The 16,720-nt window shown below is 46.2% G+C and carries 13 protein-coding genes; 6 read left to right on the forward strand and 7 right to left on the reverse strand.

Translation table 11 applies throughout. The features are described 5' to 3' along the window. Window positions 1-90: 90 nt before the first annotated feature. Complete coding sequence (locus tag DYD21_RS21150) at window positions 91-261, forward strand: hypothetical protein (RefSeq protein WP_158607345.1); 171 nt, start codon at window positions 91-93, stop codon at window positions 259-261. 172 nt (window positions 262-433) lie between these two features. On the opposite strand, the gene tnpA is transcribed toward DYD21_RS21150, so the two are convergent. Both tnpA and DYD21_RS17160 read right to left on the reverse strand, forming a co-directional pair. Further along, window positions 434-898, reverse strand: coding sequence for an IS200/IS605 family transposase (gene tnpA / locus DYD21_RS17155; RefSeq protein ID WP_116038226.1), 465 nt, complete (start codon window positions 896-898; stop codon window positions 434-436). Window positions 899-2,203: 1,305 nt separating this feature from the next. After that, on the reverse strand, window positions 2,204-3,121 hold the full coding sequence (locus DYD21_RS17160; RefSeq protein ID WP_116038227.1) for a glycosyltransferase: 918 nt from the start codon (window positions 3,119-3,121) through the stop codon (window positions 2,204-2,206). A gap of 46 nt (window positions 3,122-3,167) precedes the next feature. Here DYD21_RS17160 and DYD21_RS17165 point away from each other — a divergent pair, with 46 nt between their 5' ends. Beyond that, the gene (locus tag DYD21_RS17165; protein ID WP_116038228.1) at window positions 3,168-3,995 is read left to right on the forward strand and encodes a glycosyltransferase; all 828 of its coding nucleotides are present in this window, start codon (window positions 3,168-3,170) and stop codon (window positions 3,993-3,995) included. Here the strand turns inward: DYD21_RS17165 and DYD21_RS17170 are convergent. From DYD21_RS17170 to gatC, 3 genes are all read right to left on the reverse strand, one after another. Then, window positions 3,990-4,868, reverse strand: a complete 879-nt coding sequence (locus DYD21_RS17170) for an ATP-grasp fold amidoligase family protein (RefSeq protein WP_116038229.1) — start codon at window positions 4,866-4,868, stop codon at window positions 3,990-3,992. The two genes, DYD21_RS17165 and DYD21_RS17170, sit on opposite strands and share 6 nt — an antisense overlap. Before the next feature lie 392 nt (window positions 4,869-5,260). Continuing rightward, window positions 5,261-7,750: a YfhO family protein gene (locus DYD21_RS17175; protein ID WP_116038230.1), complete on the reverse strand. Its 2,490-nt coding sequence runs from the start codon at window positions 7,748-7,750 to the stop codon at window positions 5,261-5,263. Between the two features lie 28 nt (window positions 7,751-7,778). Next, window positions 7,779-8,066 (reverse strand): Asp-tRNA(Asn)/Glu-tRNA(Gln) amidotransferase subunit GatC, encoded by a 288-nt coding sequence (gatC, locus tag DYD21_RS17180; RefSeq protein ID WP_116038231.1) that lies wholly within the window; start codon window positions 8,064-8,066, stop codon window positions 7,779-7,781. 96 nt (window positions 8,067-8,162) lie between these two features. Here gatC and DYD21_RS17185 point away from each other — a divergent pair, with 96 nt between their 5' ends. From DYD21_RS17185 to DYD21_RS17195, 3 genes are all read left to right on the forward strand, one after another. Further along, window positions 8,163-9,113, forward strand: a complete 951-nt coding sequence (locus tag DYD21_RS17185) for a ketopantoate reductase family protein (RefSeq protein ID WP_116038232.1) — start codon at window positions 8,163-8,165, stop codon at window positions 9,111-9,113. 197 nt (window positions 9,114-9,310) lie between these two features. Next, on the forward strand, window positions 9,311-9,949 hold the full coding sequence (locus tag DYD21_RS17190) for a hypothetical protein (RefSeq protein WP_116038233.1): 639 nt from the start codon (window positions 9,311-9,313) through the stop codon (window positions 9,947-9,949). A 144-nt stretch (window positions 9,950-10,093) separates the two neighbouring features. After that, complete coding sequence (locus DYD21_RS17195) at window positions 10,094-10,579, forward strand: metallophosphoesterase (RefSeq protein ID WP_116038234.1); 486 nt, start codon at window positions 10,094-10,096, stop codon at window positions 10,577-10,579. Window positions 10,580-10,650: 71 nt separating this feature from the next. Here DYD21_RS17195 and DYD21_RS17200 read toward each other — a convergent pair whose 3' ends face one another. Beyond that, window positions 10,651-11,661 carry an isocitrate/isopropylmalate dehydrogenase family protein gene (locus DYD21_RS17200; protein WP_116038235.1) on the reverse strand — a complete coding sequence of 337 codons (1,011 nt, stop codon included), beginning with the start codon at window positions 11,659-11,661 and terminating at the stop codon, window positions 10,651-10,653. Between the two features lie 277 nt (window positions 11,662-11,938). Further along, window positions 11,939-15,649 (reverse strand): methionine synthase, encoded by a 3,711-nt coding sequence (metH, locus tag DYD21_RS17205; RefSeq protein WP_116038236.1) that lies wholly within the window; start codon window positions 15,647-15,649, stop codon window positions 11,939-11,941. A gap of 78 nt (window positions 15,650-15,727) precedes the next feature. Here metH and DYD21_RS17210 point away from each other — a divergent pair, with 78 nt between their 5' ends. Then, complete coding sequence (locus tag DYD21_RS17210) at window positions 15,728-16,681, forward strand: methylenetetrahydrofolate reductase (protein WP_116038237.1); 954 nt, start codon at window positions 15,728-15,730, stop codon at window positions 16,679-16,681. Window positions 16,682-16,720: the final 39 nt, after the last annotated feature.

Raw genomic sequence — 16,720 nt, forward strand, 5'->3', positions numbered from 1 at the left:
TTTTAATGGGCAACATACTGTTCCTAGGGAACAGCCCGGTTTGGGGCAAATACGTGTTTCTACAAATATAACGTCCCTGACGGGACGACCGTGGCGCGTTCAATGGATGTTTGTAACAAATTTGCCTATAAGGAAGGGTTAGTTGCAGAAATTTCTAATATGATTAAACACGGTATCTCTGATGGGATTGTTGCCATGCAAGGCAATATAAACCAAAATAGAATTCAACAAATTGATGGTCTTTTATCGGAGGGGTGGTAATAGGGAAACTAAAGATACGATTAAAACACGTTCCGTCAGGAACGATATATTTGTAGAAACACAAATGTTGCGAAAAGCCAGCCGTGCCGTAGGTACGTTATGTTTCTGCTTGATGCATCAGAACGAAAACCTGGCATTCATCAACCAGAACATCAATTACAAATTATCATATTCAATATTCGACCGTTTTGAATATATACCTCTCATCATACTCCACCCCGAATTTTTCCAGCATGTGGACGTATTCTTCCCTGAATGTTTTCTTTTTATGGTGTTGTTTTTGGTTCATTACATAATGATACACCCGATTGATCTGGCTGCGGCTGTATGAAAAAGCGCCAAAACCTTCTTGCCATTTGAACTTACTATCTGTAAACCCCCGATCGGTGATCCATTTTGATGATTCGGACTTTACAACCTGGATCAAGCCTGCCATCGAATCGGTTGTGTGAAAACCGATAAACATATGAAGGTGGTCGGGCATGCCATTAATGGCGATCATTTTATTGCGTTTGTTTTGAATGATGCCGGTGATGTATTTATATAAATGATGCTCCCAATCAGGCAGAATTAGGCTTTTCCGATTTTGCACGGCAAAGACGAATTGAATATAGGTTTGCGTATATGTGTTGGCCATGGTAAAGGATCTCTTGTTTTAGCATAGATCTCTTTATTCTATGATCTGAAAACCAGAGATCCCTTACAGATTAATTTCAAGATTTTCGGGTTTCTGTTTTGTTAAACGATGAACAGCTTTTATTGGGAAACATATTATTCCTCCGGAACAGCCCGGTTTGGGGATAATTACGTTTTTCTACAAATATAACGTCCCTGACGGGACGGTTTCGTGGGGTAGTTTGGACTGCTGCAAACGTGAAGTTCCTTTTGGGGTGACCTCGTAAAAGGGGTTCCTGATTTGATCAAACATGGCGCTTCGAATGGGATTGTTGAGATGAGTATTCATATAAGTCAATAAGAATTAAATGTATAGGTAGATTTATAACGGAGTGGTCGTTAGAAAATGAAATAAGAGATCAAAATCCGTTCCGTTAGGAACGACATATTTGTAGAAATAACAGCAAGGCGATTCCCCAGCCGTGCCGTAGGTACGGTATGTAACTGTTTTGTTAAACGATGAACAGCTTTGAATGGGTAACATATTGTTCCTACGGAACAGCCTGGTTTGGGGCAAATACGTGTTTCTACAAATATAACGTCCCTGACGGGACGATCACGTTGGGGTAATTTTGATTGATACAAACGTCTAGTTTCCCTTTGGGATGACCTGCTTACAGGGTTTACTGATTTGATCAAACATGGCGCTTCGAATGGGATTGTTTGAGATGAGTATTTATATAAGTCAATAAGAATTAAATGTATAGATAGATATATATTGGAGGGGTGGTCGTTAGAAAATGAAAGAAGAGGTCAAAATCCGTTCCGTTAGGTGCAACATATTTGTAGAAACAACAGCAAGGCGATTACTCAGCCGTGCCGTAGGTACGGTATGTCACTGTTTTGTTAAACGATGAATTGCAATTAATGGGTAATGTTTTGTTCCTCCGGAACAGCCCGGTTTGGGGTAAATACGTGTTTCTACAAATATAACGTCCCTGACGGGACGGCCATGGCGCGTTCAATGGATGTTCGTAACAAATTTGCATATAAGGAGGGGGTAGTTGCAGAAATTTCTGACGTCGTTAAACATTGTATCTATGATTAAATTGTTATGATACAAGACAACATAATCCAAAAAGAAATCAACAAATAAAGGGTCAAAAAACCGGAAGGGTGATTGTGTTGAATGAATCAGACGATCAAAAACCGTTCCGTCAGGAACGATATATTTGTAGAAACATAAACGTTGCGAAAAGTCAGCCGTGCCGCAGGTACGGTATGGTTCTAAAATGGGCGTGGTATTGCCAATGGTCCCGGGGCATAATCACCCACGCCCGGAAAACCCCTTCAACACCCAAATTCTGAAAATCAGGATAAATTTGGCGGCTTTGAGTTTGCCGCGGAAAAGATGACCTGTTGCCAGGAGCAGGCTCCCGGACAGCTTTACCATTTCAGAACACCATTTTCCAAAAACCCTTGCAGGCTGACCATCCAGCCGCCTGCGTTCGCTGCTTCCGATACCGATCGATTGGTTTTTGAGATAATCCCTCTCCAAGCGGTTCGGCCCGATCCGGTGTTGGAGCTGAAGTTCAGACAGGTAATGCAACTCGATTCCGGCCTTTCGGACCCGGTCGAAAAACGCCTTCTCTTCACTTCCGATCAGAGATTTTCCGGTGCGCCCCAGTTTTGGATCGAACAGTCCGGTTTTTTCGAACACCTCTTTATGAATCAGCATATTTCCGCCGCGCGGGAAATTATCCCGGGGATAAATTTTGTCGGAATCCCCCAAATCATGCAGTCCAAACATCGGCATCAACTGATGTGGAATCCAGTCAGGTTCTGATTCATCAAAGGAAACAAAAATGCGTCCGCCCGCTGCTTTTATGTTTGGCAGATCGGAGAGATACTGAAGAGCTGTTTCAGTGAAATTTTGGGGCAGATGAACATCATCATCAATATATAAAATGTAATCTGCTGCGGCTTCCTTGTATGCGCGGTTACGGGCGGGGGAGAGGCCCTGTTCCGTTTCAGTAACCCACCTGAAATTGATTTCAGGATGCATTTCTTTAAACTCACTACAGACTTCATCCGTGTGATCACTGCTGTTGTTGTTAATCACGATAATTTCAAACCGAACTGTCGCTGCAGTTTGTTCAGACAGATCGTTTAATGTATCCTTAAGATAGTCTGCCCGGTTGAACGTGCAGATTGCAATGGATATTTGTGGGTGTTTACTCATCATAGTTGTATACTTGCGGCAAATATAAACAAATGACGGAAGAACAGAATTGAATAGCGAAAATAATCCACTTGTATCTGTTATTATTCCCACGCACAACCGGGCAGAATTACTGGAACGTGCCCTCAATTCCGTGCTGGAACAGACCTGGGAAAACCTGGAGATTGTGGTGGTGGATGATGCCTCTGAAGATTATACTCCCGAATTGCTCAGGAAACTATCCGAAGAGTATGATTTCCTGAAGGTGATTCGAAATACATCCCCTGAAAAGGCGGCAGCGAGCAGAAATATCGCCATCAAAGCAGCAAAGGGAGAATTCATTACCGGGCTGGATGATGATGATTATTGGCTTCCTGAACGGGTGGAGTACCTTATGGGAAAATTTGAAGAGGGCTTTTCAGCGGTTTGTTCATATGACAGAATGGTTATGGATGATCGTGAAGTGGTTTGGAAAAAACCGTCGAAGATTACTCTGGGTGATCTTCTGTATTATAATATGGTGGGTAACCAGGTTTTGACTAAAAAAGAATATTTACAGGCTCTGGGGGGATATGATGAGGAGCTTCCCTCGGCTCAGGATTACGATCTGTGGATAAGGCTTGTTCAGGAATTCGGGCCGATCCGGACCGTGATCAGGCCTCTTCAGGTGGTGAATATGGAAGAGGATCGTGACCGGATTACAACATCAGACAACAAGATGAAGGGGTACCGGCAGTGCTATGAAAAACACGAGCACAGGATGAGTAGAAGGCATAAAAAATATCAGAAATACCGGTTGAAAATGGCGGCTGATGAAAAGGTTAGCTGGGTTGATCTGTTTCGGTCGGTACCGCCAAAACTCTACATTAAAGAAATTACGCGCAAGTTGTTCTTATGAGTGAATGACTGGATCAAGCTGCAGTTTATCACCAAAAAAGAAATCGTAGGAATCGGGAGTAAACGGCTGGAAACCGTTTGCAGGGTAGTTTGTTAGTTCACCAAAAAATACAGTGCCTTTTATCAGGAAAAGATCCACACGGATGAAATCAAAATCTGCAGACAATGTTTCAGCAATCATAACCGCCTGATCAAGCTGAGATGGTTTTACGATATTCCCCTCATAATTCTCATGAACCAATCGAACAGGAAGCAGATTGAAGTCCCGGTCATACAAGTTTCGGCTATGGTTTTCATAGCGATCAAAATCAACCTGTACCAACTCTACTTTACCATGAAAACAGAAGAATTTATAGTCTTTTGGGATTTTGCCCTCAGCATTTTTAAGCAGCTCTTCCACAACTATAGTCCGGGGCAAATCCTTGTAAACCCACTCTCTGCCGATAGATGAATAATCCAGTTCCTGCCACTCTGTTGTTAATTTCTGAACCTCCTGAAACGCCTCCTCATTTTTTTGGGAGACAATCTTGTTCATTTTACAGCCGTGGTTGGCTTTCAATACAAATTTTTCAGGTAACGTTCTCCAAACCTCTTTGGTGAGCTGATCATAATTTCCAATCAGCGGTATCAGGTGTTTTTCTCCAATTTTTTCGGCAACATACGATCGAACACGAATCCGGTCGGCCACGAGTTTTCGGAGTTCCGTTCTTTGATAAAGTTTAATATGCTGAATTTTTTCCGTGAATCGTTCAGGGTTTTCGATATCCGGCACCCGGCCAAACTCCAACCAATATCTGAATTTCGCGTACTGCTTATCTGATAAAAAATGCCGAAAAACACCCCAAAAAAGTTTATTTAGAATGGGTTTGATCATGGAGATTAAAATTGGTGATGAAAACCATTCGATGGTATTCTGAGGGCTAATGTTGTGTCATCGGATGAGTTTTTCAAAAAATGGAGTCAAACTGAATTAATATATGATTCATGGATGACTCATCCGATGACTTTCTTTCGAGAGGCTGTGAGAAAATTGTTTTCCAAAGAAAATGCACTTAAATAAAGTAAGATTTCTGCCATTTTCTCAGCTCCCAGACTTTCTGACCCACCCCCGTTCCCTCCCTATCGCGCCCTAACGAGATTTGATAGGGAGGGGAGCTTCAATACAAGCTTTCATACCTTAATAAAAAATGAAAGCCAGCGAATGAGAGGGTAAATTCTCACGGCCTCTCGATAGCTCACCATGAACACGAAAGTTTATTAAGCGGCCTACTCGTCGCCTTCATCTTCACGCCGGTAGAAAAGGATCACTCCGAAAATACCTGCACCAAGCAGTGCCACGGTTCCCAATCGGGCCAGCCAGTTCCCAATGGAATACCAAGCAGGATCAAGAATCATTTCAAGCTGATGTTCCCCGGCCGGAATTTCAAAACCGCGCAGTACGTAGTTGGTTCGGATGATATCGATCTCTTCGCCATTCAGGGTTGTTGTCCAGCCCGGCGGATACCAGATTTCGCCAAGCACCAGGAATCCCGGTGCATCCGCTGCGATATCGAGCGTAATTCGGTTGGCAGTATATTCAGAAACTGAAACGGATTGCTGCGAACCGGGAGTTAATTCAGCAGAGAGCGGCTCTGTAGTAAATGCGGTTGCTGATGCATCAAAATCCTCCGCAATTCGCCGGAGTACATCAGGCTCATTATCCAAAACTTGTACATCTTCCACAAACCATGCTTTTGGCAGTACATTTTGATTTTCGATAATCGTGCCCTGCTGGTCGGAGTGAATTGTTTCAAGCCCGGGAATTTGAACCTGTCCCTGTGCTGTGATGAACTTAACGTTCAGCATATTCAAAACGCCCATATTTATTCCGGCAGGACCGCTGAATATCGCTTCATCAATGAGATCCTGATAGTAACCGAGTTTTGCGCCTGAATATCCTCCGATGGATGGATAGAAATAGGCCGGAATGGCATTGTTAAACGGGCTATCGATGAGCGGCAGCGTACGGTACGCCCAGCCTTCTTCATGATGCATATTTTGCTGTATAATTCGGTCGAGTTCCCGCTCTTGCCGTTCAATAACCTGTTCTCTCTCCAGACCGCCATCAACCAGAGAACTTTCGCTAAGATATCGTTTGTCCACCTGGATCATATCGAATGCAAGAATAACACAGATTGCCCCGAGCGCAATGGAGGGTGCGACTTTTCGATTTCCGGCAAACCAGATCAGGCCAAGTCCGGCTGCGAAAAACAGACCAAAACGGAGTGTGTCACCCCGGGCCAATCTTTCACGTTCCGGGATGAGTTCATTGTTGATATAGTTGTTCACCGACTGGGCAACCCGGGGATCGTCTGCCGGAACCTGGTTTTGCTGCGCGATTTGCTGCGCGATCTGCTGACGTTCACCGGGCTTTTCAAATGAGAGTGCTGTGAATCCAATAACGATGAAGAGTGCGGCCACACCGGCGGGTGCATAAAGAGCACGTTTCCAGTCGCTGTTTTGTTTTTTCCGGGGCAGCGCAAACTGATCCGCCATCCAGGCCATCCCCATCACCGATACAACCGCGAAACAGAAAACGGTTGTCATCAGCCACATTTCCGGGGCACGGAATTTATCAAACAGCGGAAAATAGTGATACATGGTGCTGTTCAGAAGCAGGAAATTTTCGCCGAGCGAAAAGAGCATCGTGGCGATACCGGGCCCGAGGAAGACCCATTTTAGTTCGTGGCGGGATTTCATCAACCCGATAATGAAAAAGAGCAGCACGAGCGCACCCATGTAATGCGGGCCGCTGGTAAATGATTTTGGTCCCCAATACGCATCGCCTGAAGCTCCTCCGTACGAACCGGGAATAACGAGCGTGAGCAATTCACCTGGGCCCTGCGACCATGCGAAGGCGTAATCCATGGAGAGGCCTTCCCTGTTTTCAACTTCTGAACCCCCGCGCATGCTATAGCTACTGTATTCTGCCGTGCTCCAGTAGAGCTGAACGGTGATTAATGTTGCAACTACTGCCGCCAATGCGAGCCAGCCTGTGTGCCGGGAAAATTTATTGAATGTAGCGGTTTTATAAGCCCGGACGGCATCCACAATAAATAGCGTGCCGAGAGGAAAAAGGAAGAAATAGGTAACCTGTGGATGGTAGGCGCGGAGATGAAGCGTGAGTGCCAGTCCGAATGCAAAAAAAGCGAGCCACCGGTTGGCTTTGGTGCGCGTCATCATCAAGTAGCCGACATATATCCAGGGGATGTAGATGTAGGCCAGGAATTTTGCGTTGTGGCCAGCGCCAATGATGATGGGGATGTATGTGCTGAAGCCAATCACGACAGAACCAAAAACGGCTGTGATGGGCCTGAAGCCAAGCAGCAGGAACATCAGGTAAGCGCCGCCAAACAGCACCCAGTATTCTACGGCCGGATATAGAAATTGGAATCCCCTGTTGATAAGCGTATCCAGGTTCCAGACCTGGGGAGGGTGCGAAATGGTTGTAGCGGGCATGCCGGAGAACATATTGGCAGCCCAGTGCGCAACTTCATCGTGGGTTTCGCGGTGATCTATCAGCGATTCTGCACCTGCCCTCCACTGAATCACGTCATGCCCCATGTATTGCTGGCCGCCCAGGGTGGATGCGAAGAATAGAATAAACGGCAGCAGAAACAGAAAGCCGAGGCAGATGGCATGCTGTTTTTTTGATGAAAATTCAGCCCAGGTGTCCGTTATCTCAGGAGCTGACTTCTTGCTTTTTCTGGCGGTCATTCAATCGTTTTTTGGATAGTGCAGAGAGTTATTCAATCACCCGTGGAACGCGGAAGTAATCAGAATCGGCATCCGGGGCGTTTTTGAGCGCATCATCATGAGAAAGCGGATCTTTTGCGATATCTTTTCGCAGGATTGTGGGTTGCTCCGTGACGTGTTCCAGCGGCTCTACGTCGGACGTGTCGAGTTGCTCTAGCTTCTCCATGTAACCCAATATTTTATTCATATCCTCTTTGAGGCCTTCTGCTTCCTTATCTTTTAGCTGAAGCCTTGCAAGATGGGCCATATACTGCACATCCTCTTTTGTAACTGACATACTCGTTTTTTTTATTAAATTTAAAAATCTGTTTCACCCGGGGGGTAAAATTGTGGGGTATAAAGTAATAAATTCCATGCAAAGGAATAAGAAGCTATGAGTAAAATCAATTATAAAGAGGTGATGGTGATGGGAGCCGGCGGCGTGGGCGGTTTTTTTGGAGGCAGGCTTGGACTGCATACCGGCCGCCGGGTCTCGCTGGTTGCACGGGGAGAACATCTGCTCTCCATACTTGAACATGGATTGATCGCAGACAGCAAGGATGGCGATTTTACAATTCACGGTCCGGCTTCGGATGATCCGGTTTTTCTTCCCGACCCCGACCTGATCATCTTCACAGTAAAATCGCACGATACAGATGATGCGATCGAAAAAATAAAACCGAAAGTTAAAGGTCAGACTCAAATATTGCCGCTTCAAAACGGGATCGAAAACATTCCGAAACTGATACGTGCATTTGGAGAAGATCGAATCATACCGGCAGTTTGCCGGATCGGGGTTCATATTAGTGAGCCGGGAAAAATCAAACATAGCACGCGCGGGCGTGTTATCATCGGGGAGTCAGACGGTGCACGCTCGAAGCGAATTGTGAATATTAAACGCGCCTTTGAGGCTGTGGATGTAACGTGCCGAATCAGTCAGGATATCGAACGGGAAATCTGGCTGAAATTTTCCTGGAATGCGATATTTAATATGGTCACAGCTGCTGAAAATCGTACGGTTGACTATTTTTACAGCAACGGTGAACCTGCGGATTTGCTGTGGAATCTGGCAGATGAAATCTTAATCACAGCAAAAAGAGAAAGTGCCAATATATCTCGCCGGGATTTGAATAAAATTATCCATAAAACAAAAGAACTGGGAGAATTTGCTACCTCCACGCTTCACGATCGGCGTTCCGGCAAAAAGCTGGAATACGATGCCTTTACCGGCGCGCTGCTCCGCCTGGGGGAGAAGCATGGGTTAAATTTGCCTGAATATCAAAAACTGCACAATCGTCTTAAAGAGATTGATGCTCATGCAAAAGACCAGGTATCTGTCGAGTAAGTGCATGTTAAGGATCCCCATCAGCCAGAAAAGAAAACCTACAGATGGGTATTTTCCAGTAGAGGGGATGCAAATGGTGCAAGGCTTTCAAAAATCCTAATATATTTTATAATCGAAATTAAAATTGCTCAATCATGAGAAATAAAGTAGATTATTTATACTGACTTTTATATTAAATAAAACAGGGGGAAGTCGGTATGGATTTAAAAGAGAAAAAACCACTGATTTATTCTGTAAGTGCTGCAGTTATCATTTTGGTAGTATTTACGGTGATGAGCGGTACGCCATTAAAAAAACTTGTTATTCCCGGTTTTTTTGAAGCAGAGTTCGACTCGAGAAGCGAGCCTTCCAGTCAAAGTGCGGGTGAGGTAGCCATTCCAGACAGAACAGTTACACCGATAGAATCACAACGGAATCTAACCGACGCGGGCGGAAGTTTGGTTGAACCGGATATCGCCAACCAAACACCTGGACAGAGAACGGAAGTGCCTGAGGTGCACCGCGAAGTTTCGTCTCCAAATGGCCGTACTGCAATTACTGAAGAATCGGCCACACGCCAATCGGTAACGGGAATCTGGTATGGCGATGACGGATCTGTATACGAAATTACTCAGTATGGTAATACAGTGGAGTTTGTAGAATATGGTATGTTTGGAATTACGGCCTCGGGCAACGGTACTGTCTCCGGGGCACAAATCAGCCTTTCGTACGAGACGGTATTTGGAACGATGGGAAGTGCTAATCTGAATATATCAGAAAACAGCAGAGTCCTCACCGGACGGGCGAATGACCATGTATCCGGCGGATATACTCTTCTTCGTTTGACCCGCGAATAATTACCAGGTTTAGCAGTTTTGTTATTTGCCACTCAGTCCATTTGATATTTGAGTTACTTGAGGATATTTTTAATTAATCTGTAAACTCAGACAAAGTGAGCCGCTGCAAATTTCGTTCAATCTTCATTTTGATACCCATATATTATGAAAATCGGGATCTGTTCCGACTCCCACGATCATGTAGAGCATATTAAAAAAGCTGCTGATGTTTTTCGACAGAGAGAGGTCGAAAAGGTGATTCATGCCGGGGATTACTGCAGCCCGTTTACCATTCCACTATTTGAAGGGCTGCCGCTGGAAGGAATATTCGGAAATAATGATGGTGACCGGTTTACACTTATGAAAAAATTTGATGAGATCAACGCTGTGCTGCACGGTGATTTTTTCAGTTTTGAAGCGGATAGGACAAAAATTGCGGTCTACCACGGTACCTACGAAGAACTCACGAAAAGCCTTGAAAAATCAGGGATGTACGATGTGGTAATTACGGGTCACACACATATGCCGGGCGTAGAAACGGTTGGTGATGTGATATCGATAAACCCAGGGAGCGTGAACGGATTTGATGATGATGCGATGATCGCCTTTTTGGATACCGATACACAACATGTAGAGTTTATTGAGCTATAAAAAAAGACGACAAGCCGGACATATTGTCCAAACATGTCGCCCTTTTCAATTTTTGTATCTCGGAAAAAAGCTTAGTTCTTCAGTATCCGGCAGACTGAATTGGTAAAACTTGTCGTGCTTCCCTCTCCGCCTATATCGGGTGTGCAATCTTCTTTATAATCTTGCAGGACGGCGTATACAGCTGATCGAATTCGCTCAACTGCATGATTTTCATCAAGATATTCCAGCATCATCAATGCGGAAAACAGGAGCGCAATCGGGTTGGCTTTATCTTGTCCGGCAATGTCGGGGGCTGAACCGTGAACCGCTTCAAACATCGCGGCATCATCACCAATGTTAGCTGCCCCGGTTACGCCGAGTCCGCCAACCAGGCCGGAGGCGAGATCAGACAGGATATCCCCGAAAAGATTTGTGGTAACAATTACATCAAACTGGCTTGGGTTGATCACCATCTGCATCGCCATGTTGTCCACAATGAGGTCCTGGAATTCAATCTCCGGGTAATCCTCAGCTACTTTTTTCCCGACTTTCAGGAACAGGCCGGTTGTTAATTTCAGGATATTGGCTTTGTGCACAAGGGTAACTTTTTTCCGGCCTCTTTTTTTGGCGTATTCAAAAGCGGCAGTTATTATTTTCCTGCTCGCATCTTCCGTAACAACAGCAATGCTTTCGGCATGTTTCTCTTCATCGTCCACCCAATGTTCTTTTCCAATATACAGTCCCTGGGTATTTTCGCGGAACATTACCATATCCACACCGCGGAAGTTGCTGTCTACGTTAGGCACCGATTTTGCCGGACGTATGTTGCTGTAGAGATCAAACTTTTGGCGAAGTGCTACATTGATAGACCGGAATCCGGCACCAACGGGTGTGGTCAGCGGACCCTTTAAAACAATCCGGTATTTTTTAATTGCTTCAATTGTTTCATCTGGCAGTGGATTGCCTGTTTCGTTGAAAACTCCCTCTCCGGCTTTTGCATCGATCCAGTTGATTTGAACGCCTGATGCTTCAAGAATTTTACAAACCGCATCGGTAATTTCAGGTCCAATTCCATCTCCGGGTATCCTTACAATATTGTACATATTTTATGCTTAATTTCAGTAGATTTTCTTTTTATGATTGAAAGATAAGGAATTGAGAATCCAATGTTTGAGGAAGTTGGGAGGGACGTTAAATGGAATTACTTCCGGGCCACTAATCCAGATCTTCAACAATCCAGACCTCCAAGGTTTTCGAAACCTTGGAGGTCTCCATTTTTCACTTTTGCCTTTTCACTTCTCACTCTCTAAACCCAGACTCTGCCAGTCCCAAACGCCTTCGGGACGGAAAAACGCCGGATGCTTTGGCAGGTCTTATCTATCAGGCCTTTATCGCTTCATCTTCATCATACGCAAGATTCGGACGCAGCCACTCTTCCACTTTTTTGACGGGCATTCCCTTTCGTTGGGCATAATCTTCCACCTGGTCGCGCTTGATATCGCCGAGGTTGAAGTATTTTGCTTCGGGATGGGCGAAGTAGAGTCCGCTGACCGATGACGCCGGGTCCATCGCCAGGTGGTCGGTGAGCGTAATTCCGGTGGCTTTCGGGACATCCATCAGATTGAAAAGAATCTCTTTTTCCGTATGGTCGGGCTGGGCAGGATAGCCGGGTGCGGGACGAATTCCGTGGTAAAGCTCTTTGATCAGCTCCTTGTTGCTGTAGGTTTCGTTGTTGGCATATCCCCAAAGCTCTTTTCGTACTTTTTCATGCAGATACTCGGCAAATGCTTCGGCCAGGCGGTCGGAGACTGCTTTGGTGAGTATCGCATTATAGTCATCGTGATCTTTCTCAAACTTTGTCACCAGATCAACGGTACCGTGACCGGTTGTGACAGCAAATCCACCGATGTAGTCTGCAATGCCTGTATCTTTAGGGGCGGTGAAATCAGCCAGTGCCTTATTCGGCTGGCCGGCCCGCTTTTTCGATTGCTGACGAAGAGTGTGAAAGCGTGCAATCACCTCCTTACGGGAATCATCAGCATAAACCTCAATGTCATCACCAACCGCATTGGCGGGAAATAGACCGGCCACGCCATGGGCGGTTAGCAGTTTTTCATTGATGATTTTATCCAGAAGCTGGTTTGCGTCATCAAATAGTTTTCGGGCCTCAACGCCTGCTTTTTCATCCTCCAGAATATCGGGAAAACGGCCTTTCATTTCCCAGGCGATGAAAAAGGGTGTCCAGTCAATATAGTTGCGCAACACCGATAGATCCATCTCCCGAACCCGGGTTACACCCAGCTTTTTTGGTTTTTGGATAGGCGTCTCTTCCCAGTTAATTTGTGTACGGTTTGCCCGCGCTTTTTCGATGGGCAGATATTTCTTTCTCTTTCCGCGGCTCTTGTACTGCACGCGCAGATCTGCATACTCATCAGATATCTCCTTTACAAAACCATTCTTCAAGGTTTTGGATACCAACCGGTTAACGACCGTCACGCTCCTTGAAGCATCCAGCACATGAATGACCGGATGGTCATAGGATGGAGCAATTTTCACCGCCGTATGCATGCGCGATGTGGTTGCCCCGCCGATCATCAGCGGCACGGTAAACGCCTCCCGTTTCATTTCGTTGGCTACGTTTACCATCTCGTCGAGTGACGGTGTGATCAGCCCGCTCAGTCCAATTACATCCACCTTGTGTTCTTTTGCAGCGGCCAGGATTTTTTCAGCGGGATTCATCACCCCGATATCCACCACATCGTAGTTGTTACAACGCAGTACCACCGCTACGATGTTCTTTCCAATGTCGTGAACATCACCCTTTACCGTTGCCATCAGCACTTTCGCTTTCGGCTCTTTGCTCTTATTCTTTTCTTTTTCCGCCTCAATGAATGGCGTAAGAATCGCCACGCCTTTTTTCATTACGCGGGCGCTTTTCACCACCTGCGGCAGAAACATCTTGCCGGCCCCGAAGAGATCACCCACGATATTCATCCCGTCCATCATCGGGCCCTCTATCACCTCAATCGGGCGATCGTACTTCTGCCGGGCTTCTTCTACATCCTCTTCGATATGATCTACGATTCCTTTAATCAGCGCGTGTTCAATTCTTTTTTCCACGCTTTCTTTCCGCCAGGAATCATCTTTCTTCTTTGCTCCGCTGCCGGATTTATCCTTAATTTTTTCAGCGTATTCAAGCAACCGTTCGGTGGCATCGTCCCGGCGATTCAGGAGCACATCTTCCACCAGGTCGCGCAGTTTCGGCTCAATTTCCTGGTAGACTTCGAGCTGACCCGCATTTACGATTCCCATATCCAGTCCGGCCCGGATGGCGTGATAGAGAAATGCGGAGTGCATCGCCTCCCGCACGGTGTTATTTCCGCGAAAAGAGAAGGAGATGTTGCTCACGCCGCCGCTCACTTTAGCATGCGGCAGGTTTTCCTTGATCCATTTCGTTGCCTCGATAAAATCGACGGCGTAGTTGTTGTGCTCCTCAATTCCGGTGGCTACCGTAAGAATATTGGGGTCCATGATGATATCATCCGCCGGGAAACCGACCTCATCCACAAGAATATCGTAAGCGCGCCGGCAGATCACTTTTCGCCGTTCAAGAGTATCGGCCTGCCCGTCTTCGTCAAAGGCCATTATCACTACGGCGGCCCCGAAGTCCATGATGGTTCTGGCCTGCTCTTTAAAGGCCTCTTCACCCTCTTTCAGGCTGATGGAGTTCACCACACCTTTACCCTGGATACATTTCAGTCCGGCCTGGATCACGCTCCATTTGGAGGAATCCACCATCACCGGAACCCGGGAAATGTCGGGTTCGGCTGCCATCAGGTTCAGGAAATCTTTCATCACCTGCTCCGAATCGAGCAGACCTTCGTCCATATTTACATCCACAATCTGTGCACCGCCCTCAACCTGCTCGCGAGCCACCGACAATGCTTCTTCGTACTCCTCATTTTTGATCAGGCGTTTGAATTTGGCCGAACCCGTTACGTTGGTTCGTTCCCCCACATTCACAAAATTGGTTTCGGGACGAATCACCAGCGGTTCCAGGCCGCTAAGCCGCATGTACGGTTCCTGTTTTTTGATGGATCTCGGTTTGTGGCGAGCGGCTTCCTCCGCAATTGCTTTGATGTGATCTGGTGTGGTTCCACAGCATCCTCCCACAATATTTACAAAGCCCTCGTTTGCGTATTCGGCAAACTGGTCGGCCATATAATCGGGAGATTCCCCATATTCACCCATCTCATCGGGCAGACCGGCATTTGGATAGAGGCTGGTGAAACAGGTAGCATTCTGGGCCAGCTCTTTGATAAAAGGTCGCATTTGCTTCGACCCAAGCGCACAGTTCAGACCCACACTCAGCAGCGGATTGGCGTGTTTGATAGAGAGCCAGAACGCTTCGGTAGTCTGACCGGAAAGTGTGCGTCCGCTTTGATCCACAATCGTACCGGAGATCATGATCGGCAGCTGTTTGCCGATCTTCCGGGTGTACTGATGGATCGCATAGATAGCGGCCTTGCAGTTCAGCGTATCAAATACGGTTTCCACGAGAAGGGCGTCTACGCCTCCATCGATCAACCCTTTTATCTGAACGGTGTAGCACTCTACAAGCTCCTCAAAGGTGAGTGCGCGATACCCGGGATCTTCCACATCGGGTGAAAGAGAGAGGGTTTTGTTAGTAGGCCCGATTGCGCCGGCCACAAAACGCGGTTTATCCGGATTTTGCTGTGTGAATTTGTCGGCAGCTTCCCGGGCTACTTTTGCAGAAGCTACATTCAGATCGTAGCTTTTATCCTCCAGGTGATAGTCGGCCTGTGAGATCGGGTTGGCATTAAAAGTGTTGGTTTCCAGGATATCTGCACCGGCAGAGAGGAAATTGGAATGAATTTCCCGTATTATATCAGGCTGTGTCAGTGATAACAGGTCATTATTTCCTTTTAGAACATGATCAAAATCTTTCAGAATCTTTCCTCTGAAGTCATTTTCAGTTAGGCTGTAGTTCTGGATCATAGTGCCCATTGCACCATCAAGCACAAGAATTTGCTCTTTTAAGCGATTGAATAGGGGATGGGTGGAACGCATAACCTGAAAATATTATTAATTTACTGATTCGGGAAACGCTATAAAATCTACAATTTACGGGTCAATTACACACGTTATATGAAAGTAATCGAGCACTACGAAAAAGCAAAAGAGCCGCTGATTTCCTTTGAAATCATTCCTCCAAAAAGGGGAGGGGCTGTCAGTAATGTATTTGAATCGCTCGATAAGGTGGTTGAGAAGGTGAAACCACCATTTATTGATGTAACCTATCACGCAGCTGAAGCCCATGTGGAAGAGCAGAAAGACGGCACGCTGAAACGAGTGATTCGCAGAAAAAGGCCGGGCACGATCGGACTCTGTGCGGCAATTCTTCACCGCTACGATATCGATCCGGTTCCCCACCTGATCTGTGAGGGCTTTTCAAAAGAGGAGAGTGAAGACGCGCTGATTGAGCTGAACTACCTGGGAATTCATAATGTGCTGGCCATTCGCGGCGACAACACAGGATCGCAAACGTCCCTGAACCTGAACGGCACGGTAAATAAATTTGCGATCGACCTGGTAAACCAGATTAAAAACATGAACCAGGGCAAATACCTGGAGGATATTATCAATGCAGAACCGACCAATTTTTGTGTGGGGGTTGCGGGATATCCCGAGAAACATTTTGAAGCTCCCAATCTCGACTGGGATATTAAACGTCTGAAACAAAAAGTGGATGCAGGCGGCGACTATATCGTAACGCAGATGTTTTTTGACAACAGCGCCTATTTCACTTTTGTTGAGAAATGCCGTAAAGCAGGAATTGATGTGCCAATTGTGCCGGGATTAAAGATCTTAACCACTCCCGGACACATGGTCAGGCTGCCGCGAAATTTCCACCTGAATATTCCCGACGCTTTAGCGGATGAGGTAAGCGCTGATGAAAAGAATGCGCGTCAGATCGGTATTGAATGGGCCAAGCAGCAGAGCCTGGAGCTAATGGAAGCGGGCGTACCCGGCCTGCACTACTACATCATGGGCAGCCCTGATCCGGCCCTTGAAGTGATTGACTTTCTTAAGAAGAAGTGATTTTGAGTGCTGAGTGTTTAGTTGTGAGTTTTTAGTGTT

Source organism: Rhodohalobacter sp. SW132 (assembly GCF_003390325.1).
Taxonomy (GTDB): Bacteria; Bacteroidota; Rhodothermia; order Balneolales; family Balneolaceae; genus SW132.